Origin of the sequence: Bacillus sp. JKS001846, assembly GCF_900176455.1 — a bacterium.
Taxonomy (GTDB): Bacteria; Bacillota; Bacilli; order Bacillales; family Bacillaceae_G; genus Bacillus_A; species Bacillus_A cereus.
Genome location: NZ_FWYG01000001.1, coordinates 3,751,632 through 3,777,897, shown reverse-complemented (window position 1 = coordinate 3,777,897; position 26,266 = coordinate 3,751,632). Strand labels below are relative to the sequence as shown.

Sequence of the window (26,266 nt, the reverse complement as noted above, 5' to 3'; positions counted from 1 at the left end):
TTTTTAAGAGGATAGTAGGGAAAGGAAGTAAAGACAACTTATGAAAAAAGTAATTGCAGGTTTAGCAGCAGCTTCTGTAGCTGGCGTTGCAGTTCCAGGAATGGATTCTGCTCATGCACAAGTTTCAAATGAAGCGCTAAAAGAAATTAATGGACAAACTCAAACTCAAACGACTGTAACTGAAACAAAAACTGTAGAAACAACTTCTGAATTAAAATACACAGTAACTGCTGATGTATTAAATGTTCGTTCAGGTGCTGGTACAGGACATAACGTTATTTCTAAAGTAAAATCAGGCCAAGTGCTACAAGTAGTTGGACAAGAAAATGGTTGGTTCAAAGTAAACGTAAATGGTCAAACAGGTTATGTAAGTGGTGACTTCGTAACGACTGGTGGCAAAACAGGAACGACTGTTCAACAAGGAACAGGTACTTACACAGTAAACGTTTCTTCACTTAACGTACGTACAGGCCCAAGTACATCTCATACAGTATTAGGTTCTGTAAACAAAGGTAAAACAGTACAAGTTGTAGGTGAAGTACAAGATTGGTTTAAAATCAACTTCAATGGTGGAACTGGATACGTAAGCAAAGACTTCGTAACAAAAGGTGGTTCTGCTGTATCTAACGAAACACAACAACCAACTACAAACAACAATACTACAACAGTTCAAACTGGTGGTTCTTATGTTGTTAACACTGGTGCTTTAAAAGTACGTACAGGCCCAGCTACATACAACGCTGTAATCGGTGGAGTAACAAATGGTAAAGTATTAAACGTTACTGGTGCTGAAAATGGTTGGTACAAAATTAACCATAACGGCCGCACAGGTTACGTAAGTGCAGACTTCGTTAAGTTTGTAAAAGGCGGAGTAAACAACGTTACAAATAACAATAATGTTACAAATAACGTTCAACAACCAGGTAAAGACGTACAAAAACCAACAACAGGTGGAGATACATCTTCAATCGCTGGATTCGCTAGATCTTTAAATGGTTCACCATACAGAACTGCTGGTACAACACCTGCTGGTTTTGACTGCAGTGGATTCATTCACTACGTATTAAATCAAACTGGTCATAAAGGCGCTCGTCAAACAGTTGCTGGATACTGGAGCTCTAAAACAAAAACTAGCAATCCACAACCAGGTGATTTAGTATACTTCCAAAATACTTATAAATCAGGTCCTTCTCACATGGGTGTTTACTTAGGAAACGGTCAGTTCATTAGTGCAGAAACAGATGCAACTGGTGTACGTATTAGTTCTGTAAGTAACTCTTACTGGAGCAAGCACCTATTAGGTTACACAAAAGCATACTAAGAAAAAGTAGTTTTATATACTTTTCGTATAGAGAAAAGGCTTTCCAAGGAAACTTGGGAAGCCTTTTTATAGTTGAATAAATTGGAAGTTTAATAGTTTTTATTTTAACTTTCCATTTAAAAATCGATCATATAAGTCATGGAAATAGTTAGGACGAAATAAGTTCGCTGCATGTCCCGCTAACGGTATTTCCTTATATAGAACGTTAGGCAAAATAGATTTCAAATCAAATAGACAAGATTTATAGAGATGATCATGCTCTCCCATTACCCATAGTATAGGGTGAGGAAGTGATTTTAATTTAGATTTTAAATCGAATTCTAACCGATGTCGTAATGACTGGGCAATTATGGATGAATGTAATTGTAATCCGAAACGGTAGTAAATATTTCTTGAAATGACTGCGAACGGATTTGCTTTTAATATACCGCTTGGAAAAATAGTATTTGCGTATTGAGAGAGCCATTTAGAGTATTCATCTCCTCGCTTCTCCCAAAAATTTTGAAATACATTATATAAACGAGAAGGGTTATTGTAATGTCCTCCAATATGACAAATACTTAATACCTTTTCTGGATGCATTTGTGCAAAAATTGTAGAGATGTAACAGCCGTAACTTAGCGCACAAATATGTGCTTTTTTAATACCTTCTTGTTCATATAAGTTTAATAATTGATCTACGAGGCGCTGTAATGAAAAGTCGATTGCTTCTCCTTTATCATCACCGTGACCTAATAAGTCATAAGTTATAATGTTGTAGGAGGCAGAAAATCGTTTTTGCTCTTTTTTGAAGGCGCGACGATTGCCAACTAATCCATGAATAAAAATAATTGTTTCCTTTTCAGAATGTATATTTGTTTGCAAAAAGGATACTCCTTTCACTAACTGGAGATTTATATCGTGTTTTAAATTATTTATCTATAATTTACATAGAATAATATTAAGTACCAGGTAATAATATCAGATGTTTATATCTGTTGTAAAGATGAGTTTTTATGTATATTTTGTAAAAATAGAAAAAGTGTGTTTACATTCAGTTTACATTTGTATCGTATTCTAATTTTAGAAAGAACAGTTTTGTTTAACATGAGGAGATGAACAGGAATGGAAGTTAGAAATGAAATAAAGAAAAAAGGGAGTTGGAGGCAGTTTTTACGCCTTATTCAAGATACAAATCCTCCGAAAGGAATTTTAGTTTTTGCGTTGTTAATGAGTTTGCTTTCTACGGGAGCGAGTTTATTTATTCCTATGCTGACAAAAGGATTAGTAGATAATTTTTCGCTTTCTTCAATTAGTGCAGGACAAATTGTTGGGTTAATTGCTTTCTTTGTAATGCAAACTATTGCGGCAGGGTTGTCTATATATTTACTAAATTATATTGGGCAGAAGATTGTAGCGGGACTAAGAGAACGTTTGTGGAAAAAGGTACTTATCTTGCCGGTATCTTATTACGATCAAAATAGAACAGGTGATACGATTAGCCGTATGACGAATGATACAGGTGTTGTGAAAACGTTAATTTCTGAGCATTTGTCAAACTTATTAACAGGTGGTATTTCAATTGTTGGATCGTTAATTGTATTATTTGTTTTAGATTGGAAAATGACTGCGTTACTTTTAACGGTTATTCCGTTGTCTGTGTTAATTTTAGTTCCACTTGGACGAAAAATGTATAAGATTTCAAAAGCACTTCAAGATGAAACTGCATCTTTTACAAGTGTGTTAACGCAAGTGTTATCAGAAATTCGTTTAGTGAAATCTTCAAATACAGAAAAGAGAGAATATGAAACGGGTAATACAGGTATACAAAAGTTATTACAATTTGGTTTGAAAGAAGGAAAAGTGCAAGCATTAATTTCGCCAGTTATGTCGTTTGTTTTAATGGCACTACTTGTTATTATCGTAGGGTATGGCGGGATGCGAGTTTCTAGCGGTGCATTAACAACCGGTGAACTTGTAGCGTTTATTTTGTATTTAGTTCAAATTGTAATGCCAATGAGTCAATTATCTATGTTCTTTACACAATTCCAAAAGGCAATTGGTGCAACGGAAAGAATTAGTACGATTTTAGAATATGAAGTAGAAGATCATGAAACTGGTGTGAAAGTGACAAATGCTAAGCAACCGATCGTTCTTGAAAATGTACATTTTGAGTATAACGAAGAAGAGCAAGTTTTGAAAAATATTGATTTCACAATTGAATCTGGAAAAGTGACAGCGATTGTAGGACCAAGTGGTAGTGGGAAAACAACTTTATTCTCATTATTGGAACGTTTTTATGAGCCAACTAGTGGCGCCATTAAATTAGGGGAAGAATCAATTACGAGTTATTCATTACAGTCATGGCGACGTCAAATCGGTTACGTATCACAAGATAGTCCGTTAATTGATGGAACAATTCGTGATAATATTTGTTATGGCGTCGAGGGCGAAGTAACGGATGAAGAAATTGAAAAAGTAGCAGCAATGGCATATGTTGATGCATTTATTCATGACTTACCAAACGGTTATGCAACAGAAGTTGGAGAACGCGGTGTGAAGCTTTCTGGGGGACAAAGACAGCGAATTGCCATTGCCCGAGCGTTACTTCGAAATCCGCAAATTCTTATGCTAGATGAGGCGACTTCAAGCTTAGATAGTAAATCTGAGTCTGTCGTTCAAAAAGCGTTAAATAACTTAATGAAAGGCAGAACAACGTTAGTGATTGCGCATAGACTTTCTACTGTTGTAGATGCAGATAAAATTGTCTTTATTGAAAAAGGGAATCTTACAGGTAGTGGTACGCATGATGAATTATTACAGACGCATGATATGTATCGTGAGTTTGCAACGCAGCAATTGAAAATTAAAGAGGGTGCATTATAAAATGAATCATCAGTGGGATTTTACTCCACTGATGATTCATTTTTAAACAATATATTAGATGCTAAGTAGAAAGGAAATGGTTCCTTTGATACCTAAAATTTTAATAGTAGATGACGATCCACACATTAGAGAACTCGTTTCTGTATTTTTAGAACGAGAAGGTTTTCAAACATATGAGGCAATTGATGGAGTAGATGCACTTCAGAAAATGGATGACGTAAAAGTCGATATGGTTATTCTTGATATCATGATGCCAAATATGGATGGATTTGATGTATGTTTTGAATTAAGAAAATACTATGATATCCCGGTTCTGATGCTAACTGCCAAAGGGGAAACATCACAAAAAGTAAAAGGATTTCACCTTGGGACAGATGATTATCTTGTAAAACCATTTGACCCTATAGAATTAGTAGTGAGAGTAAAGGCATTATTGAAACGTTACCAAATTACAGTTTCCCAATCGATTCAAGTTGGAAATGTATTATTAAATCGTAAAACATTCGAAGTTACATCTGGAGAACAAACGGTTACATTACCGTTAAAAGAATTTGAGCTGCTCTTTACTTTAGGGTCTAAATCGGGAAGAACTTGTTCGAGAGAGCAATTAATTGAAGAAATATGGGGATATGATTTTGAAGGGAATGAACGTACACTAGACGTTCATATTAATCGGTTACGTGAGAAGTTTCAAGAAGAGCAGTCGAAATTTAGTATTAAAACAATAAGAGGATTAGGGTATCGCTTAGAGGTAAGTAAATGAGAAAAAGAAAACGAATGAGTAAGTTGAAGATGCTGAAAGTATTTGGAGCGGTATTAGCGCTCTTTTCTTTTCTTACTATAATTTGGTCTATCGCATTTTATGTAGCAACTAGTATATTGAATGCTTTTGACGTAAATGTATCGCCGTTTGTTGCTTTTCTAATTAGTGATATGGTCGGTTTTGTCTTTATTATTCTTATTTGGACATTGATTGGAATATTAATGAGACCAAAACGAGAGGCGATGATTTGGACTATTATTGAACCGATACAAAAAATTGCAAAAGGAGACTTCTCCGTAAAAATAAGAAATGAAGAAAAGTATGATGGTGAAATTGGCGTGCTCGTAAAAAGTATAAATGATATGACAGATGAACTGAATACGATGGAGAAAATGAGACAAGAGTTTGTATCGAATGTTTCTCATGAAATACAGTCACCGTTAACTTCTATAAAAGGATTTGCTAGAGCACTACAAGACGATAATCTTTCTGAGGAAAAAAGAAAGCATTATCTTACCATTATTGAAACTGAAACAACGAGATTATCTAAACTAAGTCAAAATTTACTAAAGCTAACTCTTTTAGAATCAGAAGAGTATACACCAGAAAGAGTGAGCTATCGATTAGATCAACAATTAAAGCAAATTGTGTTAAATAGTGAACCACTCTGGGCTGAAAAAGAAATTGAGTTAGAACTAGATTTAGAAAAAGTATATGTTATTGCTGACCAAGAAAGTATGAGTCAAGTGTGGATTAATTTAATTCATAATAGTATTAAATTTACTCCAAGCGGTGGTACGATTACTATTCAGTTAAAGGAACATGAGACAGTAGTGGAAGTGCGTATCCGTGATTCAGGAATTGGTATATCAGAAGAACAGAAACAACATATTTTTGAGCGTTTTTATAAAGCGGATTCTTCACGAAATCGTGCCTATGGAGGAAGTGGCTTAGGTTTAGCTATTGTAAAGAAAGTACTTGACCTTCATCAAGGAGAGATAAAAGTGGAGAGTGAGGAAGGAAAAGGTACTGAATTTATTGTGCGTATGCCGAATCATGAAGAGAAATAGTGTTAGAAGGAGAACCTTCTAACACTATTTCTCTTTAAAAATGCATTTACTGTTACTGCAATTATATTGAAAAGCTTTTCCTTCGCTTTTCATACTCATACACTCCCCTATGCTGGATTTGTTTTTATTTTACATGAATAATGGTAAAAAAATGAAACTTATAAATAAAAACTTTCTATAGTTACCTACAAGTAACCTACGCACATGAAAGTGCATCATTGCCTTTTTACATAAACATAGATACAATTTTAATATAATACATAACTGAGATGATTAAGGAGTGTTATACTTGGCAGAATTATTACAAGGTAAAAATGCTTTAATTACAGGAGCAGGTAGAGGGATTGGTCGCGCTGTAGCAATCGCATTAGCGAAAGAAGGCGTAAATGTAGGCTTATTAGCTCGTTCAGAAGAAAACTTAAAAGCTGTAGCAAAAGAAGTAGAAGCAGAAGGTGTAAAAGCTGTTATCGCAACTGCTGATGTTTCTTCATGCGAAGAAGTAACAACTGCGATTGAAACGTTAAAAAATGGTTTAGGATCTATCGATATTTTAATTAATAACGCTGGTATTTCTAAATTCGGTAAGTTTTTAGAACTAGACGTTGCTGATTGGGAAAAAATCATTCAAGTAAACTTAATGGGTGTATACTATGCAACTCGTGCAGCTTTACCGAGCATGATTGAACAACAATCTGGTGATATCATTAACATTTCATCTACAGCAGGACAAAAAGGTGCACCTGTAACAAGTGCATATAGTGCTTCTAAATTTGGTGTCCTTGGCTTAACAGAATCGTTAGCGATGGAAGTTCGCAAACATAACATTCGTGTAACAGCTTTAACTCCAAGTACAGTAGCAACTGATATGGCTGTAGATTTAGGATTAACTGATGGAAACCCTGATAAAGTAATGCAAGCAGAAGATATTGCAGAATTTATCGTAGCGCAGCTGAAATTAAATAAACGTACATTTATTAAATCTGCTGGGCTTTGGTCTACTAATCCATAGGAATTAAATTTAACTTTAAAAGAAGGGATATCTATTCTGTAAGGGGTAGATGTCCCTTCTTTATTTTTTGTATTCGAGACAGAATTTTCGGTATAATTAAAAGTGAATGGTAGAAAGCATTGGGAAATTGAAAGGGATGGCAGTTGTAAAAGAGTGATGTAAGGAGGAAAAAGGGATGAAAAAGAAGTTTCAAAAATTATAACATGTATCGTGTATAACGAGATTAGCTCGTGGACCTCCAATATACATAACACTATATTATATATTAAAAAATTGGAGGATATAAGTAGATGAGAACTGAAAAAGAAATGTTAGACGTAATTATAAATATAGCAAAAGAGGATGAAAGAATTCGAGCAGTTATCATGAATGGATCGCGTGTAAATCCAAATGTGAAAAGAGATTGTTTTCAAGACTATGATATTATGTATGTTGTAAATGATATACAATCTTTTACGTCTAATCATAATTGGGTTCATAGATTTGGAGAAATAATGATAGTACAAATGCCAGAAGAAATGTCGTTAGTTCAACCAGATGAAGATGGGAAGTTTCCATATTTAATGCAGTTCATGGATGGGAATCGGATTGATTTAACGCTAGTTCCAGTTGAGTTAATAAAAAAGTTCGTTGGACAAGATAGTTTAAGTAAACTGCTTCTTGATAAAGATAATTGTATGGAAGGATTCCCGCCAGCAAGCGATAAAGATTACTTAATAAAAAAGCCTACAGAAAAAGAGTTTTTGGATTGCTGTAATGAATTTTGGTGGTGTAGTACGAATGTGGCAAAAGGGCTATGGAGAGAAGAGCTTTCTTATGCAAAAGGAATGCTTGAAGGACCAGTGCGAGATATGTTCATCGTAATGCTAGAATGGCATATTGGTATGAAAACAGACTTTACAGTTAATACAGGGAAGTTTGGAAAGCATTTCGAGCAATATATTGAAGAAGATATGTGGGAGCAATTTAAAAGGACATTTTCTAATGCAGAATATGAAAACATATGGGAGTCATTCTTTGTCATGGGTGATTTATTTAGGGAAGTGGCGAACGAAATCGCTAACACATATGAATATCAATATCCGCAAGATGAGGATGATAAAGTGACGAACTATTTAAAACATGTGAAAGCTTTGCCGAAAGATAGTACATCGATGTATTAATAATATAAAGCAGCAAGACTGTCCTAATTAAGGACAGTCTTATTTTTTGTTTATGAATAACAATTTCTCTAACAAAGTGCAGAGGAATCACATATGAAAAATTAGGGAGGTTTTTTTATCATGTATTATTTTTATTCGCCACAAATGTTTGCTCCATATCAATGGGGACTAGAACGAGATGTTTCGTATGCTTATATGCCATATAACTCATTTTATTATGGAGACTATATAAGTTCATTGCCATACGCATATATCCCTCAAAACTATGAAGTACAAATGAAAGCATATGAGCGTGGATCGTGGACACCATTTTCGTGGGTCGAAAAATATGCGTACGCATTTTCAGGACCGTATAATAAAGCGGAAGTCGCTCTTACATTTGATGATGGACCAGATTTAGAATTCACGCCAAAAATATTAGATAAGTTAAAACAACATAATGTAAAAGCTACTTTTTTCTTACTTGGTGAAAACGCAGAAAAATTTCCGAACGTAGTAAAGCGTATTGCAAATGAAGGGCATGTAATTGGTAATCATACGTATAGTCATCCGAACTTAGCGAAAGTAAATGATGCTGAGTATCGTAATCAAATAATAAAAACGGAAGAAATATTAAATCGTTTAGCTGGTTATGCACCGAAGTTTATACGTCCGCCATACGGTGAAATACTTGAAGAGCAATTGAAGTGGGCAACAGAGCAAAATTTTATGATTGTACAGTGGAGTGTTGATACAGTTGATTGGAAAGGTGTAAGCGCTGATACGATTACAAATAATGTATTAGGGAATTCATTTCCAGGAAGTGTCATCCTTCAGCATTCAACACCAGGTGGGCATTTACAAGGATCTGTAGATGCACTAGACAAAATCATTCCGCAGTTAAAAACGAAAGGGGCACGTTTTGTAACACTTCCAAGTATGTTCCACACATCAAAAGAAAGAAATTGAATGTGTTATAAATTTGAAAAAAGGGTCATGTCGTATAATGAAGGTGTAAGTTAGGAGGGGATATAATTGATGTATGCACTAATAAACATAGGAATGAGTATTTTAATAGGTACTATATTTATACTTGCGGCAATTGTTCTTCAAAAAAATCCACCGACCGATATTAATGCGGCATATGGTTATCGTACGAAACGATCTATGAAAAATAAGGAATTATGGGATGCGGGTAACAGGTATAGTGCAGAAGTGATGAAGCAAAACGGATTCATCATGATGTTAATTGGAAGTGTTATTAGTATACTGTTTAGATATCCACATACAATAATAGCGATTATGGTGGTTATGCTGTTATTAATTATTCTTTTATTTATACAAGTAGAGAATAAATTAAAGATACTTGAACAATAATAAAAAATAGGACTCTACGCAATATTATGCTAAGAGTCCTATTTTATTTATAAACTATTATTTTTTAATAATTCTTTTCCTTTCTCTATAACAAATTCATAGTATGCAAGATCATACGGATAAATATCTTCAAATGTTATTGTAATTGGTTTATTGTTTAAAACAGAACTAGCTGTAAAAGATGAAATTTCACCATTTAATAGTTGTAGAAAAGAAGTTGCATGTACTTTCATCACATCGTCTACTTCTTCACCTGGTGCGAATGGAAGTGGATTGATGACATTGTGAAAATACATATGACAAAATTCACGATCAGTAAGATTTGAAATTTCATAATCTATTTTAAAGATTCCTTTGTATACTAAATCAGTAGTTTGAAAGGAAAGCCCCAATTCTTCTTCGATTTCACGAAGACCACCAATTTGTACATCTTCATCATGCATAATATGTCCAGCTGAAGTAATATCCCATATAAGTGGAGCTTCTTTTTTATTTTTAGAGCGTAATTGGAAATATAAGAATATATCTTTAGCATCTTTTTCTACAAACCAACAATGAAATGTTTCGTGCCAATCACCGTCACGATGCACTTCATCGCGTAATTTCTTCCCAAGTGTATTTCTTTCAGAATCAAATATTGTTAACCACTCTGTCATTTTAATTCCCCTTTCTGCAAATTTTATTATACAATATTCGTATTGAATTTTGGGAAAATAAAGAAAAAGGGGCGATTATAAGTGGAGATAGAGCGTATGGAAATAAAATCGATTATTTCAACAGAGGAAGAGTTACGGAAAATATTGGGGAAACCAAGTGAGCGAGCATTGAAAAAAGTTATTTCATCATTAGACCACCATTGTGTAGATTTCCTTTCTAAATCTCCTTTTCTAGTATTATCTACTGCAAATAAGTTGGGGGAGTGTGACGCCTCGCCGAGAGGAGACGCACCTGGATTTGTATACGTACTCAATAATAATAAAATTATCATTCCAGAAAGGCCAGGAAATCGTCGTATAGACTCCATTTTGAATATTATTTCAAATCCACGTGTAGGACTACTCTTTTTTATTCCAGGTCTTGGGGAGACACTTAGAATAAATGGCCGAGCGTATATTACAAACGATGAAGAAATTTTGAAAGAAATGCAGGCGAATGGACGTAATCCGTTGCTTGGAATTGTTGTTGAAATAGAAGAGTGTTACATTCATTGTGCAAAAGCGTTTATTCGTTCGAAGATATGGGATCCAGAATCTTGGTTAAATAAAAAAGAGTTACCTTCAGCAGCAAAAATGTTGTTAGAGCATGCGAAAGTGAATGCTTCAGAAGAAGATGTTGCACGTTCTTTAGAAGAAAGTTATACAAAAAGATTGTATTAAAAATTTTATTGATATAATTTTGTAAGGTGAGTATGTACGGGTTTTAGAATGGGGATTTATCCCGCATTAACGGGCAGTAACACCCCTACCTCAAAATTCAGCGAAAGCAAAGAAGTTAGGTGGGGATCAACTGCCCGTAAAAGCCCGATTGGTGAAGGCTAATAATCAGTGGGGATGAACAAAATCCCCACTGATTATTAGCCTTCACTTTATATATGAACCGTTGATTTATTAACTGGAGAAATGACAAAATAGGTAAATTGAGTGGCAGTTGCATAATGCTATTGTGAAATATAATAAAAAATCATTTTGAAAATAGTTAGTAAAAATAGGCTTGCTTTTTAAAAATTTGATAACTATAATAAGTTAACAAATAGACATGAACGAAAAAGTAATGATAAGGACACGAAATCATTTTTACGGTTTACAGAGAGGGAAGCCAAGGGTGTGAGCTTCCTAACACGAGAAATGATTTTACCACCTTTGAACTTCAATAGTGAACGAGTAATCTAGTAATTATTGGCGGTATCAGCCGTTATCTGAACTTGAGCAATCTAGAAGGAGATACGTCTAGATTGGAACAAGGGTGGAACCACGAAAACACATTCGTCCCTTTCCTAGGGATGAGTGTGTTTTTTTATGGTATAAGAGATTGAAAATTTAAAATAATTAAAAATGGTATTGATTTTGTTTTTTATGCGAGTATAATGAGTTAACAAATAAACATGAACGAAAAAGTAACGATAAGGACACGAAATCATTTTTACGGTTTACAGAGAGGGAAGCCAAGGGTGTGAGCTTCCTAACACGAGAAATGATTTTACCACCTTTGAACTTCAATAGTGAACGAGTAATCTAGTAATTATTGGCGGTATCAGCCGTTATCTGAACTTGAGCAATCTAGGAGGAAATACGTCTAGATTGGAACAAGGGTGGAACCACGAAAACACATTCGTCCCTTTCCTAGGGATGGGTGTGTTTTTTTACTTTGAAAGGAGGTGCGGTAATATGAAACGATTTATAAGTACGGAAATAACCACCACCTGCATGACAAAAAAGCAGAGTAAGGTGATTTATAGATGTAACAATTAAACTTTTAGGAGGAGATTAGAAGATGAATAACGTTATAAATGTTGGGGTATTAGGTTTAGGTACGGTCGGAAGTGGTGTTGTTCATATTTTGAAAGAACATTATAAAAAAATCGCACTTGATACAGGATACGAAGTGAAAGTGAAAACAGTCGTTGTACGTGATTTGGAAAAAGAACGCGATGTTTGTATTGATGGAATTGCAGTAACAAGTCATGCAGATGAAGTTCTAAATGATTCAAATATTGATATTGTAGTAGAGGTAATGGGCGGAATTGAAGAAGCAAAACAGCATATTGTTAAGGCTTTACGAAATAAAAAACATGTCGTAACAGCAAATAAAGATTTAATGGCTGTATATGGTGCAGAGCTTCTTCAACTGGCGAACGATAATGATTGTGATTTATGTTACGAAGCGAGTGTAGCGGGCGGTATTCCAGTGTTAAGAGGACTAACTGATGGGTTAGCATCAGATCAAATTGAAAAAATAATGGGAATTGTAAATGGTACAACAAATTATATGTTAACAAAAATGAGTCAAAATGGATGGTCTTATGAAGAGGCTTTACAGGAAGCACAAAAATTAGGCTTTGCAGAATCGGATCCGACAGCAGATGTAGATGGACTAGATGCGGCGAGAAAAGTAGCAATTCTTGCAAACTTAGGTTTTTCGATGAATGTTTCATTAGATGATGTGCAAGTAAGAGGGATTCGAAAGGTCGAAAAAGAAGATTTACAAATGGCTGAAAAGTTAGGATTTACTATGAAGTTAATTGGTAAAGCTGAAAAACAAGGACCAGCCATTCATTTAAGTGTAGAACCGACGCTTTTACCGAGCCAGCATCCATTATCAAATGTGAATAATGAATTTAATGCGGTGTATGTCCATGGCCAAGCGGTAGGAGAAGTGATGTTTTATGGACCCGGAGCTGGGAAGTTACCGACTGGTTCTGCTGTAGTAAGTGATATTATTTCAATCGTTAAAAATATGAATCAAGTTCCGAAAAATAAAAGTGCGTTAAAAGAACCAGTTCCTTATGAATTACAAGGTGATGAAGAAGTAGTTTCGAAATATTTCTTACGCATTTCATTACAAGATGAGCCTGGGATGTTACAAAAAATAACAGAATGTTTCGTTAATTATTCCGTAAGTTTAAAAGAGGTTATTCAATTACCTTTAAACCGTGAACTGGCAGAAGTCGTTGTTGTGACACATCGAACTTCCAAGTATCAATTTGAACGAGTTTTAGAAGCGATAGAAGCTGTCGCAAGTGAAATAAACAGTTACTACATTATTGAGGAGGAAAAACAATATGTATAAAGGACTATTAAAACAATATGCGTCTTATTTACCGGTGAATGAAAATACACCTGATGTCAGCTTAATGGAAGGAAACACACCACTTATTCCATTATTAAATATATCAAAACAATTAGGGATTCAGCTATATGGTAAGTACGAAGGAGCGAATCCGACAGGTTCTTTTAAAGATCGTGGTATGGTCATGGCAGTTGCTAAGGCGAAAGAAGAAGGTTCAGAAGCAATCATTTGTGCATCAACAGGTAATACATCAGCGTCAGCTGCAGCATATGCGGCACGTCTTGGGATGAAATGCATTATCGTAATACCAGAAGGAAAGATTGCACATGGAAAATTAGCGCAAGCGGTCGCTTATGGAGCTGAAATTATTTCAATAGAAGGGAATTTCGATGATGCGCTTAAGGCTGTAAGAAATATTGCTGCAGAAGAGCCGATTACGTTAGTAAACTCAGTAAATCCTTATCGAATTGAAGGGCAAAAAACAGCAGCGTTTGAAATTTGTGACCAATTGCAAAATGCACCAGATGTTCTAGCTATCCCTGTTGGGAATGCAGGGAATATTACAGCGTATTGGAAAGGCTTCTGTGAATATGAGAAAGAAAAAGGTTATAAAAAGCCAAGAATTCATGGCTTTGAAGCGGAAGGAGCAGCTGCAATTGTAAAAGGGCATGTAATTGAAGAGCCTGAAACAATTGCAACAGCGATTCGCATCGGTAACCCAGCAAGTTGGTCGTATGCAGTAGAGGCTGCCGAGCAGTCTCGTGGTGAAATAGATATGGTATCAGATGAAGAAATTTTACATGCGTATAGGTTATTAGCAAAAACTGAAGGAGTTTTCGCTGAACCAGGATCAAATGCTTCATTAGCCGGCGTAATTAAACATGTTCAATCTGGGAAAATCAAAAAGGGAGAAACAGTTGTTGCGGTATTAACTGGAAATGGTTTGAAGGATCCTGATATCGCTATTTCTTCAAATCAACTAGACATCGCAAGTGTGTCAAATGATATAGAACAAATTAAAGATCATATTAAAGGGGTGATTATGTCGTGATACCATTTAGCGTTCGTGTCCCTGCTAGTACGGCGAATGTTGGTCCTGGATTTGATTCAGTTGGAATAGCTTTGTCATTGTATTTAGGTGTGGTGGTTAAAGAAAAAGCTGATAAATGGCAAGTAATCCATTCCTTTGAAGAATCAATTCCGACAGACGATAAAAATTTAATCGTTAGCACGGCATGTAAAGTATGTCCTTCTATATCACCCCATATAATAGAAGTTACTAGTAATATCCCATTAACGAGAGGGCTAGGAAGTAGTGCATCAGCGATTGTAGCTGGGATAGAGCTTGCGAATCAACTAGGCAATTTGAACTTAACTGCTGATCAAAAAGTTCAAATTGCTACAAATTTTGAAGGACATCCTGATAATGTTGCTGCTTCTATATTAGGTGGAACTGTAATTGGAGCACTTGATGGAAAGGATGTTTCCGTCGTAAGAATTGAGAGCAAGGAATTGGGGGTAATTTCTCTCATTCCGAATGCAGAATTAAATACAGATGAAAGTCGATCTGTATTACCAAAGATGTTTCCGTTTCATGAGGCAGTTAAAGCTAGTGCGATAAGTAACGTATTAGTAGCTGCATTATGTCAAAAGCGGTGGGAAGTTGTAGGTGAAATGATGGAGAGAGACCATTTTCACGAACCATATCGTTTAGAACTCGTACCATTATTACCATCTATTCGTAAATGCGCAAAAGAATTTGGTGCGTACGGCACAGCACTTAGTGGTGCGGGGCCATCTATTTTTATATTAACGCCATATGAGAAGCGTCAAGAAATCGCTGAGCAATTAGCGAGAGTATTTACAGATATGAAAGTATGTGAGCTTGAAATCGACCATAAAGGTATTATTGTAAATAAGGAAGAGCATATTGGATCGTAAAGAAAGCTGGCATGGCTAGCTTTCTTTACGTTGCAAACCTATTTTAAATTAGGTTTTTTCGGAAAAATATAAAACAAATGTTGATTTTGAATAATGTAAGTAAAGAGTGCATTCATTTTGGAGGTGATTAAATGAATAAAGAGTCACCAGAAGAAAAAAGAGAGCGTATGAGACAAAGTGAATTAAAAAGTAATCCTACGGGTTCTTTACGTGACGGACTCAATAGAGCGGAAACGGGTAGTCCAGTTGATATAGCAGGCGGTATGAATCGGAAAGGTACAGGAATAATCATTTTAGTACTACTTTTAGGATATATTGTATACACTTATTTTTTCAGTTGAAGAATGCTTGTTAAAATTTTGATTTGTTTAGTTTCATAATTGTTGAGAAAAAATGTAGTTACTGTATTACATATCTTCTAAGCGAATTATAGTTGTTCATATCAACTTTTAATACTCCAAACAGAGCTAGCAAAATGCTAGCTCTATTATTTTTTGCCACATTCCTGTAACAAAGCATCTGTATATTCATTGGTGGAGGTGCAGAGGATGAAAAAAATGATAGCGATATGTCTTCTTACAACTATGTCGTTTTCGACTTTAGTCGGTTGTGACGTAAAAGGTAGTAATGCTGTACAAGAGTCTAAAATAAAGAAAGCGACGTATAAAGATTTTACTTATGATGTAAATCCAGAAACATTCACATTAACTGTAGAACATGAGGGGGCAAAGGAACAGGCATCACAACCCCTACCGAAAATGAAGGTATCGAATGTAAAAAAAGAAAAGGATCGTACATCGTGGGAATATCCAGATCAAAAAGTAAAAATAAAATTAGAAAAGAAAAAAGACCACTTAAACATTGAAGTGGAATCGACTGGTGCAGAAAGCTTTACATGGCCGAAAGTAGAAGCTGAAAATTATACACTTCCGTTATGGGAGGGTAAGCAAATTCCGAGCAATGATGAGAATTGGAAGAAGTTTTTAAAGGATGATGCATATTCATTTGCTGAATCATTTTCTATGAAGTTTTTCGCATTAAATGGTTCGAGATATTCAATTGTATATATTGCAACGAATATGTTTAATAATGAATTGAAATTTCATTCGGATCCGAAAATAGGATTTGATTTTACACATGAATTTCCGAGCATAAATAAAAATAAAACATATGGATTTCAATTATATGTGACAAATAATGATGCGGTAAGCATTGCTAAACTGTATAAGGATGATATTGTTCGAAAAGGTGAATTTAAAACATTACAAGAAAAGGCTAGAAAAAATAAAGAAATCGAAAAGTTATATGGAGCGGCGCATTTTTATTTTTGGAATCAAAATGGTTTATTAGAAAATAATATAAATTGGCCAAAACTAAGGGAGCAAATAAATAGCCCGCTGTTTAGTCATATAAAAGAACTTATTCAAAAGAATAGTTCCGAGCCTGGGGAACTGAATGTATTGGATCAAGTAAGTAAACAAGATTTCATTGATAAGTATCAAAAAAATGTTATTTTACGTTATATAAACGAAGTATTATCGATGAAGGAATTTTATAAAGAGGATATTTTTCAAAACGTTAATCAGGAAGCTAGTGTGCTATTAAAGAAAGGTGTAGGTCACTTAACGAATACAGAATTGTATAGCTTAAATAAGCATTTATTAAAGTCGCTACTTGGTGATGCGGTTGAAGAGGTAAGTAAATGGGGTAATGCAGATGGAACGGATATATTAAAGGAAATGAAAGAGGCAGGAATAGAAAAAGCGTGGATTGGTCTGCCGAACTGGGAACAAGGATTTATGCAACCTAATTTCGTGACAAAAGCTAAGGAAATGGGGTATTTAGTTGGTCCGTATGATTCGTATCATTCCATTCACGAAAAAAGTGATAAAAATTGGAACACAGCATCCTTTAATGACCCGTCATTATACGAAGAGGCTACTGTAACGAAGAAAAACGGAGAAAAGGTGCAAGGCTTTTTAGGAAGAGGTCGCAAGTTAAATCCGACTTTATCGCTGCCTAGTGTAAAGGAACGCATGAATGATATATTACAAAATGGTCCTAAATATAATTCATGGTTTATTGATTGTGATGCGACAGGTGAAATTTACGATGACTATTCAGCGAAACATATAACGACACAAGAGCAAGATTTAAAAGCACGTTTAAAACGAATGGACTACATTGCGCAAGAAAAGGGTATGGTCGTTGGTTCTGAAGGCGGAAATGATTTTGCTAGTAGTACGATTGCATTTGCACACGGAATTGAAACACCTGTTATTAAATGGGACGATGAAGATATGCGGAAAAATAAAACAAGTCCGTATTATGTCGGTGGATATTGGTCACCAAATCAAAATGTGCCTGAAAAATATGCAAAACAAGTACCATTGAAAGAAGAATATAAACAAGTATATTTAAACCCAGTATATTCGGTACCATTATATAAATTAGTATACAATGATTCCGTTATTACAACGCATCATTGGGAATGGGGAAGTTTAAAGGTAAAAGATGAAGTTGGAAATCGAATGCTGTCTGAATTATTGTATAATGTTCCTCCGTTGTACCATTTAGATGAAGTAGAGTGGAATAAGCATAAAAAAGAAATTACAGAGCATCTAAAAGTTTGGAATGAAGTTCATGAAAAAGCAGTAAAAGAAGAGATGACGAATTTTGCGTATTTGTCAGAAGATAAGCTAGTACAATCTGTTTCTTATGGAAAAGATATTAAAATCATTGTGAACTTCTCAAATGAAGACATGGAAGTAGAAAAAACGAAAATAAAAGCAAAGTCGGCTTACATTGATAATCAGGGGAAGAAAAGTGTGTATACGCCGTTTGAGAAATAATAAAGTTAAATATACTGTATTCATAGAGATTTTATAATTAGCTGGATTCTTTATTCATATCGTTTGTTAGGAAAAAGACATTCTAATTTAAAATGAAAGAGTTAATAAATTTGTAAATCCGTATGTTGCGAAGTGCTAAATTTTTGAAATTGGTAAATAGTGACTTGCCAAAAATAAGTACGAGAGTATAATGTGAAATGGAATACGTATTGGGTTTAAGTAGTAACCTTACAAAATTGTAAGGTTAGTGAAAGGAAATTCAATATGAAGATAAATAGACTTACATTATACTTGGTAAAGAGAAAGAGAGGCGAATGGGTATGAGCTCTGAATTAGAACAAAATACGAGAAGTAATAAAAAGCGTTCTAAAAGAAAGTCAATGAAATGGTTCATATTAATTCCATTTTTCCTACTTATTTTTGGAGGAGTAGGATATGGTTCGTTTATATATAATAAAGCAAAAGCTGTTGTAAATGATGCGTATGCAAAAATTGATAAGTCATCAAAGCGTGATAAAGAAGTTGAACCTTTAAAGGATAATATTTCAATATTAATCATGGGTGTAGATGGAAGTGAAATGAGAAAAAGCCAATATGGCGAAGCAGTTCGAACAGATGCACTTTTATTAGCAACAATTAATAAAGATGATAAGTCTGTTAAGCTAGTAAGTATTCCACGTGATTCACGTGTTTACATTCCAACTAGAAAAAAACTAGATAAAATTACTCATGCTCACGTATTTGGTGGCGTAGAAAGCACACGTGATACGGTGGAAAGATTTTTAAATGTCCCTGTTGATTATTATGTGAAGTTTAACTTTGAATCATTCGTACAAATTGTCGATTCAATTGGTGGTATTGATATTGATGTACCAGTTACTTTCACTGAACAAGATAGTAAAGACCAAGCTGGTATGATCCATTTAGAAAAAGGTTACCAACATTTAAATGGAGAACAAGCACTTGCACTTGCAAGAACGCGTAAAATTGATAGTGACGCAATGCGTGGACAGAGACAGCAACTTGTAATAGAAGCAATTGCTAAAAAAGCGATGTCTGTTCAATCAATTAGCAAAATGGGCTCTTTACTGGATGCGGTTGATAAAAACATGAAAACGAACTTAACATTTGACGATATGCTTGCTATTACAAAAAATATGGCAGGATCTAATTTGGAAATGGAAAAAATGCAAATAGAAGGTACAGATAAACGTATCGGTGGTATTTATTATTACATTCCAAATGAAAAAAATGTAAAAGACATTTCCAAAAAATTAAATGATCATTTAGGTGTAACGCCAAAATCAGTCCGAAACGAATAATAAAAAAAGATTGGCTTTTGCCAATCTTTTTTTATGGGAATGTATTTGTAACTTTTCTGTAACGATTTTTTAGTTTAGAAAAATTATACTCATATGTATGAGTATAATGGATAGGTAAAAAAGTAAAAGGACATATTCAAAATTTGTGGTAAGGAAAGATATCATATGCAGAAATGGTTAAGCATGATGGGAATTATCTTTATATTGACTGGATGTAAAATGTCTGAGGCTCCAACAAGTCTAATGGAAGCTCCTACAAATGAAAAATGGATTAATGAATTAAAGGAACAAATTGATAAAGATTTACCTGTTAATTATCGCTTACTTACTCCAATGTCTAACAAAGATAAACAGATGATTTGGTCAATGAATTTTAAACAAGATAATAAGAAAGAAGCCATCTTATTTTATAAATTGCCGAATGAAGATCATAGCGTATATTTAGCCGTATATGAAGAAATCGGAAATGGCTGGAGAATAAAGTCCACACATAAATTTGATGGTGGAGATGTAGATATCGTTGAAGTCGGTGATTTTACAGGGAACGGGAAGAGAGAGTTGTTAATCGGAATCTCTGTAAATCGTGAATCGTTAGAACATGTTATGTATGTTTTTTCGGAAGAAAATGAAGATATGAAGGAAATATATAATCGAAGTTATACGAAGTTATTCATAGAGGATCTAAATGAAAATGGACTGAAAGATATAAGCCTTGTTACATTTGAAAAAGATGAGAAGCTGACAGTTGAGTTCATGGAACAATTTAAGACTTTATCTGAAGTGTCATACGATCCATTTATAAATAGTATTCAAAGAATACAAATGGGTCGTATATCTAAATCACTAAAGGCGGTGGTAATTGATGCAGGAGTTGGCGCTCATTCAGGTATAACTTATGTAGCAAAATTTGATCAGGATCATTATGAAGTATTACCTATAGATGGGAAAGAAGATTTATTTAATGAATATGTTGTAGAAAGTAAAGATGTTAATGAAGACGGCATTATTGAATTTGTTCGTACTGTACGTCCAAAAGGTTGGGAAGATAAATCACATGGTGATAGTCCGCTTTTTGAACGTTACATACAGTGGAGTGAATCTGGAATTAAACCAATTGAAGAACGATATATAGATATAGAAAAAGGGTATTATGTGAAAATTCCTAAAGAGTTAATAGGGAAAATTACAATACCAGATCAGCAAAAAGAATCAAATTCTCAAAAGTTTTTGGATACAAGAACAAATGAAATATGGCTTGAAGTTCATATTTTTAAGCGGAAAGAATGGTTCAATATAAAAGGCTACAGCGCAGCAATTAAAACAGCTTCTCACGTATATGCAGTACCGAAGCAATCGAAATTTGAAAAAGTGAAAGCATATATAAAACCGCTAGCGGATTATCAACAAGAGTAGGAGGTGGGAATTATGTCAAAAATTTTAGTTTTAGAAGATGAATTAACAATCCGTAGCTTTATTGTTTTAAATTTAAAACGTGCTGGATTTTATGTAATAGAAGCTACTACTGGAGAAGAAGCGTTACAGATTTTGAGTGAACAAACTGTTGATATAGCACTGCTGGATGTAATGTTACCGGGGATTGATGGTTTAGAAGTTTGTAAGGCTATCAGGAAAGAAAATAAAAAAATGGGTATTATTATGTTAACCGCACGTGTACAAGATGAAGATAAGGTGCAAGGACTAGGAATAGGTGCAGATGATTATATTGCAAAACCGTTTAGTCCAGTAGTATTAACTGCACGTATACAGTCTTTATTAAGAAGAATAGAAGTACATGAAGAAAAAACGAATATTGTTACGTCAGGTCCATTTTCGTTAAATATTATAGAAGAAAGATTGTATAAAGATGGACAATTAGTCGATTTAACACCTACAGAGTATATGATATTACAGTATTTAATGAATCAGGCTTCAAAGCCAGTTTCGCGTGATGAAATTTTAAATATGATTTGGGGAACTAATTACGTAGGTGAAACGAAAGTAGTAGATGTAAATATGAGACGGTTACGTCAAAAAATAGAATGTAATCCATCAGAACCTGAATTTATTCTTACGGTGTGGGGAAAAGGATATGTGTGGAAGGAAAGTATAAGATGAAACGGAAAGTGACTCTATATTTTATGACGGTCATTACACTTATGCTTGTATTATTTGAAGTTGTATTTTCAGTCTCAATTTATCGATACTATTATAATGGTATTGTGCAATATATAGAGTCTCATGCGAAAACGAGTACACGTTTTTTTTCAGAATACAATTCACTATACTTTATTCGATTACAAGAATATAGTGGTGACATAATTAGTAGCTTTCAATTAGAAGGAACAGAATTACAGTTAATTGATCGTCACGGCTCGGTTATACAATCTTCAAGTGGTGAAAAGGTAGAAGGTAAAGTGAATATTCCACAATCATTATTAGAAGGTGAAATGTATAATCAAGTTACTACGAAAGGTAATAAAAAACAACTAGAGGTGCTAAGCCCACTTATACATCAAGGACAAACTATTGGTGTTTTAAAATACACGACTGTTTTAACAAATGTAAATAAAAAGATTATTGAAATTATTACGTTTACTATTTCTGTAGGTATTGTTATTTCGGGAGTTGCCTTCTTAATTAGTAGACGTTTGGCAAATTCATTTGTTGAGCCAATTGAATCCATTATTCAAGCCTCTTCACAAATTGCAGAAGGCACATTAAAGCAAAAAATTAAAGAAGATTATCCTGGAGAATTAGGTGACTTGGCACATAGTTTAAATTATATGGCCTATAAAATAGATAAGGGTGAGCAGATGAAAAATGAATTCATTGCTTCTATTTCGCACGAAATACGAACGCCTTTAACAGGAATTAAAGGTTGGAGTGAGACGTTAAAAACAGTAGATCATTTAACAGAAGAAGAAATAAAGCAAGGTATGGGCATTATTTCAGGTGAGACAGATAGGTTAATTCATTTAGTAGAAGAATTGCTAGATTTTTCAAGATTACAATCAAATCATTTTAATTTATATAAACAAAAGGTGCAATTGTACGATATACTAGAGGAGACGATTTGGCAATTAACTCCTAAATCGGAAGAGAAGGAAATTCAATTTATTACTACTATAGACCGAATTGAATTGATGGGAGATCGAAATAGGCTAAAGCAAGTTTTCTTGAATATTGTTCAAAATGCAATTAAGTATTCACATGAAAAAAGCACAATACACATTGAAGCGACTAAAATAGAAGGACAAGCAGTGATTAAGGTAAGAGACGAAGGTATTGGAATTGCTAAAGAACATTTACCATATATTGAGCAATCATTTTACCAAATTAATAATCATGCTGCAGGTGCAGGTATTGGTTTAGCTATCGTTAAAAAAATGGTAGAGCTTCATGGCGGTGCGCTTAGTGTTACAAGCAAAGAAGGAATAGGAACAACAATTTTGATAAAACTCCCATTATAATACAAATAAAATCTATTTATATGGTGAAATAAAAATAAATAGATGTATAATTATATTGGGCGATTTATATATAAGATTAATAGGGAGAGGAATTCGATAGAATGGAAAAAGCTTTAAAAATTAAACAAATAGTAGTCGTTTTAATAGCGATTGCCGCAGTAGCTATTGGGTATTACATGTTTCAATCAATTACTTCACCAGCAAAAGCTGTTGCGAAACAAGAAAATGTAGTGCAGCTTGCAAGTGAACAGCCGAAAGTTGAAATGAATAAAACGGCACCAAGTCGTTTTAATGGAAAAGAAAGAAAAGTTGCTTATCTTACATTTGACGATGGGCCAGGGAAATATACGGCTGAATTATTAAATACGCTAAAACAACATGATGCGAAGGCGACGTTCTTTTTAATTGGAGCGAATGTAAAAGAATTTCCTGATTTAGTGAAACGTGAAAATGCTGAGGGTCATTATGTAGGCATGCATAGTATGACACATAATTTCGCAAAGTTATATAAAAATGGCGAGTATGTAAATGAGATGAAAGAAGATCAAGGTTTAATCGCTAATATTATTGGGAAATCACCTAAATTAACACGTCCTCCATATGGTTCGATGCCTGGATTAAATGAAGGTCTTCGAAATAAAGTGGTAGAAGGCGGATTTAAAGTATGGGATTGGACAATTGATTCATTAGATTGGAAATACAATAAAATGCCAGTTGATGCAGCTGCAGCACAAATTGCTCAAAATGTATTAACAAACGCAACAAAACCACAAGAAGTAATTTTAATGCATGATATTCACCCGCAATCAGTTGCTGCTGTGCCAGCAATTTTAAAAGGGCTAAAAGAAAAAGGTTATGAGTTCGAAGCTTATCATGAAGAAAGTCACTTCCCAGTGAACTTCTGGCATGATAACCGTATGTAATGGAGGAATGAACGTTGAAGTATGGAAAAGTAGCAGTAGTTGGAGCATTATCAGTAGGACTTTTAACAGGTTGTTTCGGTGAAAAGCCAGAAGAAAATCTATATACAGCTTTTGAAACAGCAGCAACACAAGAAAAATCTTTAGTGGATGAAGCAAAAAAATTAGAGCAGTTAGAGAAACAAGGGCAAGAATTATATGCTCAAATTTTGCAAGAAGGTAAAGATCATAATGAAGCAGTTGTGAAGAAAATAGAGCAAGCTACTGCAAATGTAGATGATCGTGAAAAAGTATTGAAAAGTGAGAAAGAAATGCTAGAAAAAGCACAGAAGGAAACGAAATCTGTTCAAAGTAATATAGAGAAGATTGAAGATAAGAAGTTACAAAAACAAGCAAAAGCAGTAGAAGAGTCGTATAAGAATCGTTATGATGCATTCCAAAAGATGAATGAAAATTACACGAAAGTGTTAGCGACTGAAAAAGAACTGTATGAAAAATTAAAAGTAAAAGAAACGAAATTAAAAGAAATCGGTGAAAAAGTTAAAACTGTTAATGAATTAAATGTGGAAGCACAAAAGTCGAAAGAGCAGTTTAACAAATTTACAAAAGAGTATAATGACAGTAAATTAGCATTCTACAAAGATGCAGAAATTAAGATTAAAGATCAGAAATAAAGAAGAATCTAAAGTGTAATAAAAAGCCGGAGAAACATCGTTATAAATGTTTTTTCGGTTTTTTACGTTAAATGAATAGAAAAGACTGGAATTGATATCATAAAAGAGTTATAGTGAGTTATTCTAAGGGAAACATTGTAAAGTAAGGAGAATGGGAATATGTCATATGAATTTTTACTCAAATTAGGTTTAGCACTCTTTTTAGGATTATTCATCGGGATAGATAGGCAGCTAAAGAATAAACCACTGGGTGTGAAAACAAGTATGGTTATTTCTGTAGCAAGTTGTTTAATTACGATGGTTTCAATTGAATCTGTGCATGTATATTCTGTTCCAGGACATACAAATATGGATCCGATGCGACTGGCCGCTCAAATTGTTAGTGGAATTGGTTTTCTTGGCGCAGGTGTCATTTTACGAAGAAGTAATGACGTTATTTCTGGATTAACAACAGCTTCTATGGTGTGGGCTGCTTCAGCTTTAGGGATCGCAATTGGTGCAGGATTTTATTTACAAGCGACAGTTGCTATGGTTTTAATTATTTTAGCGATTAATGTACTTCCGCAACTTGTGAAAATTGCAGGACCGTATTCATTAAGACAAAAGGATTTATCTATAAAAATTACTGTTAAAGAGCATCATGAGTTAGATGGTATATTTAAGCAAATTAAAAATTTAGGCATGCATGTGAAACGCGTGAAAATTAAAGATATAGATAGTGGAGCATTTCAGCAACTGGAGATGGTTATTTTAGCTCCAGAAGATTTATATACAACAGAGTTATATAGTTCCCTGAAAGAGATTGATCGAGTAGTTTCAGTTGAAGTGGAAAGTAGATAATTGTGATAAAAAAGAGTGAAGTGAATTCACTCTTTTTTATTTGGATTTTTAAGGAATGAAATTGATATAATGATGAGTAATAAGGGGGGAGAAATGATGGGAATACATATTAGAAGAGCAATAAAGGATGATATACCAGGTATAGCAAAGGTGCATGTTGATAGTTGGAAGACAGCGTATAAAGGGATATTTGCTGACGAAATTCTAGATAATATAGCATATGAGAAACGAGAAAAACAATGGGAAGATATTTTTCAAAAAGAAGGTAATCATCAATTTAGATTTGTAGCAGAGAATTTAAATGGAGAAATAGTTGGATTCATCGATGGGGGAGTAGAAAGAACTGGTACATATAATTGTGATGGAGAATTATATGCAATCTACCTTTTACAACAGTATCAAGGAATGAAAATAGGACAAAAGTTATTTCAAGCTTTATTATCGGATTGTATAAACAATGATATGCAATCACTTTTAGTTTGGGTTGTTACGAATAATCCTTCTAAAAAGTTTTATGAAAAATTTACCCCTGAAAAAATTGATACGAAATTTTTAGAGAGAGTAAGGGTAGAAGAAACAGCGTATTGTTGGAGAGATTTAAATTTGTTACAAAAACAAACAGCTATATAGATTTATACATATAATAATATTATGTAAACATATCATAGGGAAAGGTATACCTCATTTGGTGTACCTTTTTATTAATCCATCAAAAAATGGATTAATAAAAAATAGTAGGTAATTAGTTTGAAAGCAAGAAATTTTCTAGTGTACTTTTAACTAGATTAAAGAAAAGAAAGAAAAAAATAAAAATTTAATTTGATAAAAAATTCTGAAATATACTCTTGAATTGAATATCATTATCAATTATAATATGAAATTCCGATAGCGTTAATATAAAGAGGAGGAACTAA

Annotated in this window: 24 protein-coding genes and 2 other annotated features; of the genes, 22 read left to right on the top strand and 2 right to left on the bottom strand. The window is 34.0% G+C overall.

What is annotated here, in order from left to right:
• Nucleotides 1–40 precede the first annotated feature (40 nt).
• Entirely contained in the window at nucleotides 41–1,321 is a 1,281-nt protein-coding gene (entFM, locus tag B9A45_RS20130; RefSeq protein ID WP_000755525.1) for an enterotoxin EntFM, read from the top strand.
• 99 nt (nucleotides 1,322–1,420) lie between these two features.
• Here entFM and B9A45_RS20125 read toward each other — a convergent pair whose 3' ends face one another.
• On the bottom strand, nucleotides 1,421–2,185 hold the full coding sequence (locus B9A45_RS20125; protein ID WP_001194306.1) for an alpha/beta fold hydrolase: 765 nt from the start codon (nucleotides 2,183–2,185) through the stop codon (nucleotides 1,421–1,423).
• A 240-nt stretch (nucleotides 2,186–2,425) separates the two neighbouring features.
• On the opposite strand from B9A45_RS20125, the gene B9A45_RS20120 reads away from it, so the two are divergent.
• The 7 genes from B9A45_RS20120 to B9A45_RS20090 all read left to right on the top strand — a co-directional run bounded on the left by B9A45_RS20120 (nucleotide 2,426) and on the right by B9A45_RS20090 (nucleotide 9,547).
• Nucleotides 2,426–4,186 carry an ABC transporter ATP-binding protein gene (locus tag B9A45_RS20120; protein ID WP_000453861.1) on the top strand — a complete coding sequence of 587 codons (1,761 nt, stop codon included), beginning with the start codon at nucleotides 2,426–2,428 and terminating at the stop codon, nucleotides 4,184–4,186.
• 85 nt (nucleotides 4,187–4,271) lie between these two features.
• Entirely contained in the window at nucleotides 4,272–4,949 is a 678-nt protein-coding gene (gene hitR / locus B9A45_RS20115; RefSeq protein ID WP_000612414.1) for an envelope stress response regulator transcription factor HitR, read from the top strand.
• Nucleotides 4,946–6,019 carry an envelope stress sensor histidine kinase HitS gene (hitS, locus tag B9A45_RS20110; RefSeq protein ID WP_001231621.1) on the top strand — a complete coding sequence of 358 codons (1,074 nt, stop codon included), beginning with the start codon at nucleotides 4,946–4,948 and terminating at the stop codon, nucleotides 6,017–6,019. The genes hitR and hitS overlap by 4 nt, the downstream gene beginning before the upstream one ends.
• A gap of 289 nt (nucleotides 6,020–6,308) precedes the next feature.
• Nucleotides 6,309–7,028: a 3-ketoacyl-ACP reductase gene (locus tag B9A45_RS20105; RefSeq protein WP_000818979.1), complete on the top strand. Its 720-nt coding sequence runs from the start codon at nucleotides 6,309–6,311 to the stop codon at nucleotides 7,026–7,028.
• 290 nt (nucleotides 7,029–7,318) lie between these two features.
• Complete coding sequence (locus B9A45_RS20100) at nucleotides 7,319–8,191, top strand: aminoglycoside 6-adenylyltransferase (protein ID WP_001258538.1); 873 nt, start codon at nucleotides 7,319–7,321, stop codon at nucleotides 8,189–8,191.
• A gap of 120 nt (nucleotides 8,192–8,311) precedes the next feature.
• Entirely contained in the window at nucleotides 8,312–9,139 is an 828-nt protein-coding gene (locus tag B9A45_RS20095) for a peptidoglycan-N-acetylglucosamine deacetylase (protein ID WP_000291223.1), read from the top strand.
• Between the two features lie 69 nt (nucleotides 9,140–9,208).
• Complete coding sequence (locus tag B9A45_RS20090; RefSeq protein ID WP_000271092.1) at nucleotides 9,209–9,547, top strand: SdpI family protein; 339 nt, start codon at nucleotides 9,209–9,211, stop codon at nucleotides 9,545–9,547.
• A 47-nt stretch (nucleotides 9,548–9,594) separates the two neighbouring features.
• On the opposite strand, the gene B9A45_RS20085 is transcribed toward B9A45_RS20090, so the two are convergent.
• A complete protein-coding gene (locus tag B9A45_RS20085) occupies nucleotides 9,595–10,203 on the bottom strand; it encodes an NUDIX hydrolase (protein WP_000141381.1) in 609 nt (202 codons plus the stop codon).
• An 81-nt stretch (nucleotides 10,204–10,284) separates the two neighbouring features.
• On the opposite strand from B9A45_RS20085, the gene B9A45_RS20080 reads away from it, so the two are divergent.
• The 14 genes from B9A45_RS20080 (at nucleotide 10,285) to B9A45_RS20015 (ending at nucleotide 25,982) form a co-directional block, all read left to right on the top strand.
• Nucleotides 10,285–10,923 (top strand): pyridoxamine 5'-phosphate oxidase family protein, encoded by a 639-nt coding sequence (locus B9A45_RS20080; protein WP_000402135.1) that lies wholly within the window; start codon nucleotides 10,285–10,287, stop codon nucleotides 10,921–10,923.
• A gap of 385 nt (nucleotides 10,924–11,308) precedes the next feature.
• Nucleotides 11,309–11,540, top strand: a binding site (T-box leader).
• Nucleotides 11,541–11,654: 114 nt separating this feature from the next.
• Nucleotides 11,655–11,886, top strand: a binding site (T-box leader).
• A 151-nt stretch (nucleotides 11,887–12,037) separates the two neighbouring features.
• Complete coding sequence (locus B9A45_RS20075) at nucleotides 12,038–13,333, top strand: homoserine dehydrogenase (protein WP_001066899.1); 1,296 nt, start codon at nucleotides 12,038–12,040, stop codon at nucleotides 13,331–13,333.
• On the top strand, nucleotides 13,326–14,384 hold the full coding sequence (thrC, locus tag B9A45_RS20070) for a threonine synthase (RefSeq protein ID WP_000276439.1): 1,059 nt from the start codon (nucleotides 13,326–13,328) through the stop codon (nucleotides 14,382–14,384). Before B9A45_RS20075 ends, thrC begins: the two co-directional genes overlap by 8 nt.
• Entirely contained in the window at nucleotides 14,381–15,274 is an 894-nt protein-coding gene (gene thrB, locus B9A45_RS20065; protein ID WP_000612105.1) for a homoserine kinase, read from the top strand. The genes thrC and thrB overlap by 4 nt, the downstream gene beginning before the upstream one ends.
• Nucleotides 15,275–15,405: 131 nt before the next feature.
• The gene (locus B9A45_RS20060; RefSeq protein WP_001031481.1) at nucleotides 15,406–15,615 is read left to right on the top strand and encodes a DUF6366 family protein; all 210 of its coding nucleotides are present in this window, start codon (nucleotides 15,406–15,408) and stop codon (nucleotides 15,613–15,615) included.
• 207 nt (nucleotides 15,616–15,822) lie between these two features.
• Nucleotides 15,823–18,126: a glycoside hydrolase gene (locus B9A45_RS20055; RefSeq protein WP_000738151.1), complete on the top strand. Its 2,304-nt coding sequence runs from the start codon at nucleotides 15,823–15,825 to the stop codon at nucleotides 18,124–18,126.
• A 320-nt stretch (nucleotides 18,127–18,446) separates the two neighbouring features.
• Nucleotides 18,447–19,448 carry an LCP family protein gene (locus B9A45_RS20050; protein WP_002100920.1) on the top strand — a complete coding sequence of 334 codons (1,002 nt, stop codon included), beginning with the start codon at nucleotides 18,447–18,449 and terminating at the stop codon, nucleotides 19,446–19,448.
• A gap of 165 nt (nucleotides 19,449–19,613) precedes the next feature.
• The gene (locus B9A45_RS20045; protein ID WP_001174860.1) at nucleotides 19,614–20,861 is read left to right on the top strand and encodes a hypothetical protein; all 1,248 of its coding nucleotides are present in this window, start codon (nucleotides 19,614–19,616) and stop codon (nucleotides 20,859–20,861) included.
• A gap of 12 nt (nucleotides 20,862–20,873) precedes the next feature.
• Complete coding sequence (locus tag B9A45_RS20040) at nucleotides 20,874–21,563, top strand: response regulator transcription factor (RefSeq protein ID WP_000036070.1); 690 nt, start codon at nucleotides 20,874–20,876, stop codon at nucleotides 21,561–21,563.
• Nucleotides 21,560–22,918: a sensor histidine kinase gene (locus tag B9A45_RS20035; RefSeq protein WP_084064667.1), complete on the top strand. Its 1,359-nt coding sequence runs from the start codon at nucleotides 21,560–21,562 to the stop codon at nucleotides 22,916–22,918. The genes B9A45_RS20040 and B9A45_RS20035 overlap by 4 nt, the downstream gene beginning before the upstream one ends.
• A 101-nt stretch (nucleotides 22,919–23,019) precedes the next feature.
• The gene (locus B9A45_RS20030; protein WP_000409482.1) at nucleotides 23,020–23,841 is read left to right on the top strand and encodes a peptidoglycan-N-acetylglucosamine deacetylase; all 822 of its coding nucleotides are present in this window, start codon (nucleotides 23,020–23,022) and stop codon (nucleotides 23,839–23,841) included.
• A 14-nt stretch (nucleotides 23,842–23,855) separates the two neighbouring features.
• Entirely contained in the window at nucleotides 23,856–24,512 is a 657-nt protein-coding gene (locus B9A45_RS20025; protein ID WP_000873565.1) for a YkyA family protein, read from the top strand.
• Between the two features lie 159 nt (nucleotides 24,513–24,671).
• Entirely contained in the window at nucleotides 24,672–25,352 is a 681-nt protein-coding gene (locus tag B9A45_RS20020) for an MgtC/SapB family protein (protein ID WP_000119510.1), read from the top strand.
• 93 nt (nucleotides 25,353–25,445) lie between these two features.
• On the top strand, nucleotides 25,446–25,982 hold the full coding sequence (locus B9A45_RS20015; protein ID WP_002100922.1) for a GNAT family N-acetyltransferase: 537 nt from the start codon (nucleotides 25,446–25,448) through the stop codon (nucleotides 25,980–25,982).
• The last annotated feature ends 284 nt before the right edge of the window (nucleotides 25,983–26,266 follow it).

Bases quoted from the DNA above. Each gene is read 5' to 3' on its own strand.
- entFM (WP_000755525.1), top strand. From the start codon at position 41: ATGAAAAAAGTAATTGCAGGTTTAGCAGCAGCTTCTGTAGCTGGCGTT.
- B9A45_RS20120 (WP_000453861.1), top strand. From the start codon at position 2,426: ATGGAAGTTAGAAATGAAATAAAGAAAAAAGGGAGTTGGAGGCAGTTT.
- hitS (WP_001231621.1), top strand. From the start codon at position 4,946: ATGAGAAAAAGAAAACGAATGAGTAAGTTGAAGATGCTGAAAGTATTT.
- B9A45_RS20100 (WP_001258538.1), top strand. From the start codon at position 7,319: ATGAGAACTGAAAAAGAAATGTTAGACGTAATTATAAATATAGCAAAA.
- B9A45_RS20095 (WP_000291223.1), top strand. From the start codon at position 8,312: ATGTATTATTTTTATTCGCCACAAATGTTTGCTCCATATCAATGGGGA.
- B9A45_RS20090 (WP_000271092.1), top strand. From the start codon at position 9,209: ATGTATGCACTAATAAACATAGGAATGAGTATTTTAATAGGTACTATA.
- B9A45_RS20085 (WP_000141381.1), bottom strand. From the start codon at position 10,203: ATGACAGAGTGGTTAACAATATTTGATTCTGAAAGAAATACACTTGGG.
- B9A45_RS20075 (WP_001066899.1), top strand. From the start codon at position 12,038: ATGAATAACGTTATAAATGTTGGGGTATTAGGTTTAGGTACGGTCGGA.
- thrC (WP_000276439.1), top strand. From the start codon at position 13,326: ATGTATAAAGGACTATTAAAACAATATGCGTCTTATTTACCGGTGAAT.
- B9A45_RS20060 (WP_001031481.1), top strand. From the start codon at position 15,406: ATGAATAAAGAGTCACCAGAAGAAAAAAGAGAGCGTATGAGACAAAGT.
- B9A45_RS20055 (WP_000738151.1), top strand. From the start codon at position 15,823: ATGAAAAAAATGATAGCGATATGTCTTCTTACAACTATGTCGTTTTCG.
- B9A45_RS20050 (WP_002100920.1), top strand. From the start codon at position 18,447: ATGAGCTCTGAATTAGAACAAAATACGAGAAGTAATAAAAAGCGTTCT.
- B9A45_RS20045 (WP_001174860.1), top strand. From the start codon at position 19,614: ATGCAGAAATGGTTAAGCATGATGGGAATTATCTTTATATTGACTGGA.
- B9A45_RS20040 (WP_000036070.1), top strand. From the start codon at position 20,874: ATGTCAAAAATTTTAGTTTTAGAAGATGAATTAACAATCCGTAGCTTT.
- B9A45_RS20035 (WP_084064667.1), top strand. From the start codon at position 21,560: ATGAAACGGAAAGTGACTCTATATTTTATGACGGTCATTACACTTATG.
- B9A45_RS20030 (WP_000409482.1), top strand. From the start codon at position 23,020: ATGGAAAAAGCTTTAAAAATTAAACAAATAGTAGTCGTTTTAATAGCG.
- B9A45_RS20020 (WP_000119510.1), top strand. From the start codon at position 24,672: ATGTCATATGAATTTTTACTCAAATTAGGTTTAGCACTCTTTTTAGGA.
- B9A45_RS20015 (WP_002100922.1), top strand. From the start codon at position 25,446: ATGATGGGAATACATATTAGAAGAGCAATAAAGGATGATATACCAGGT.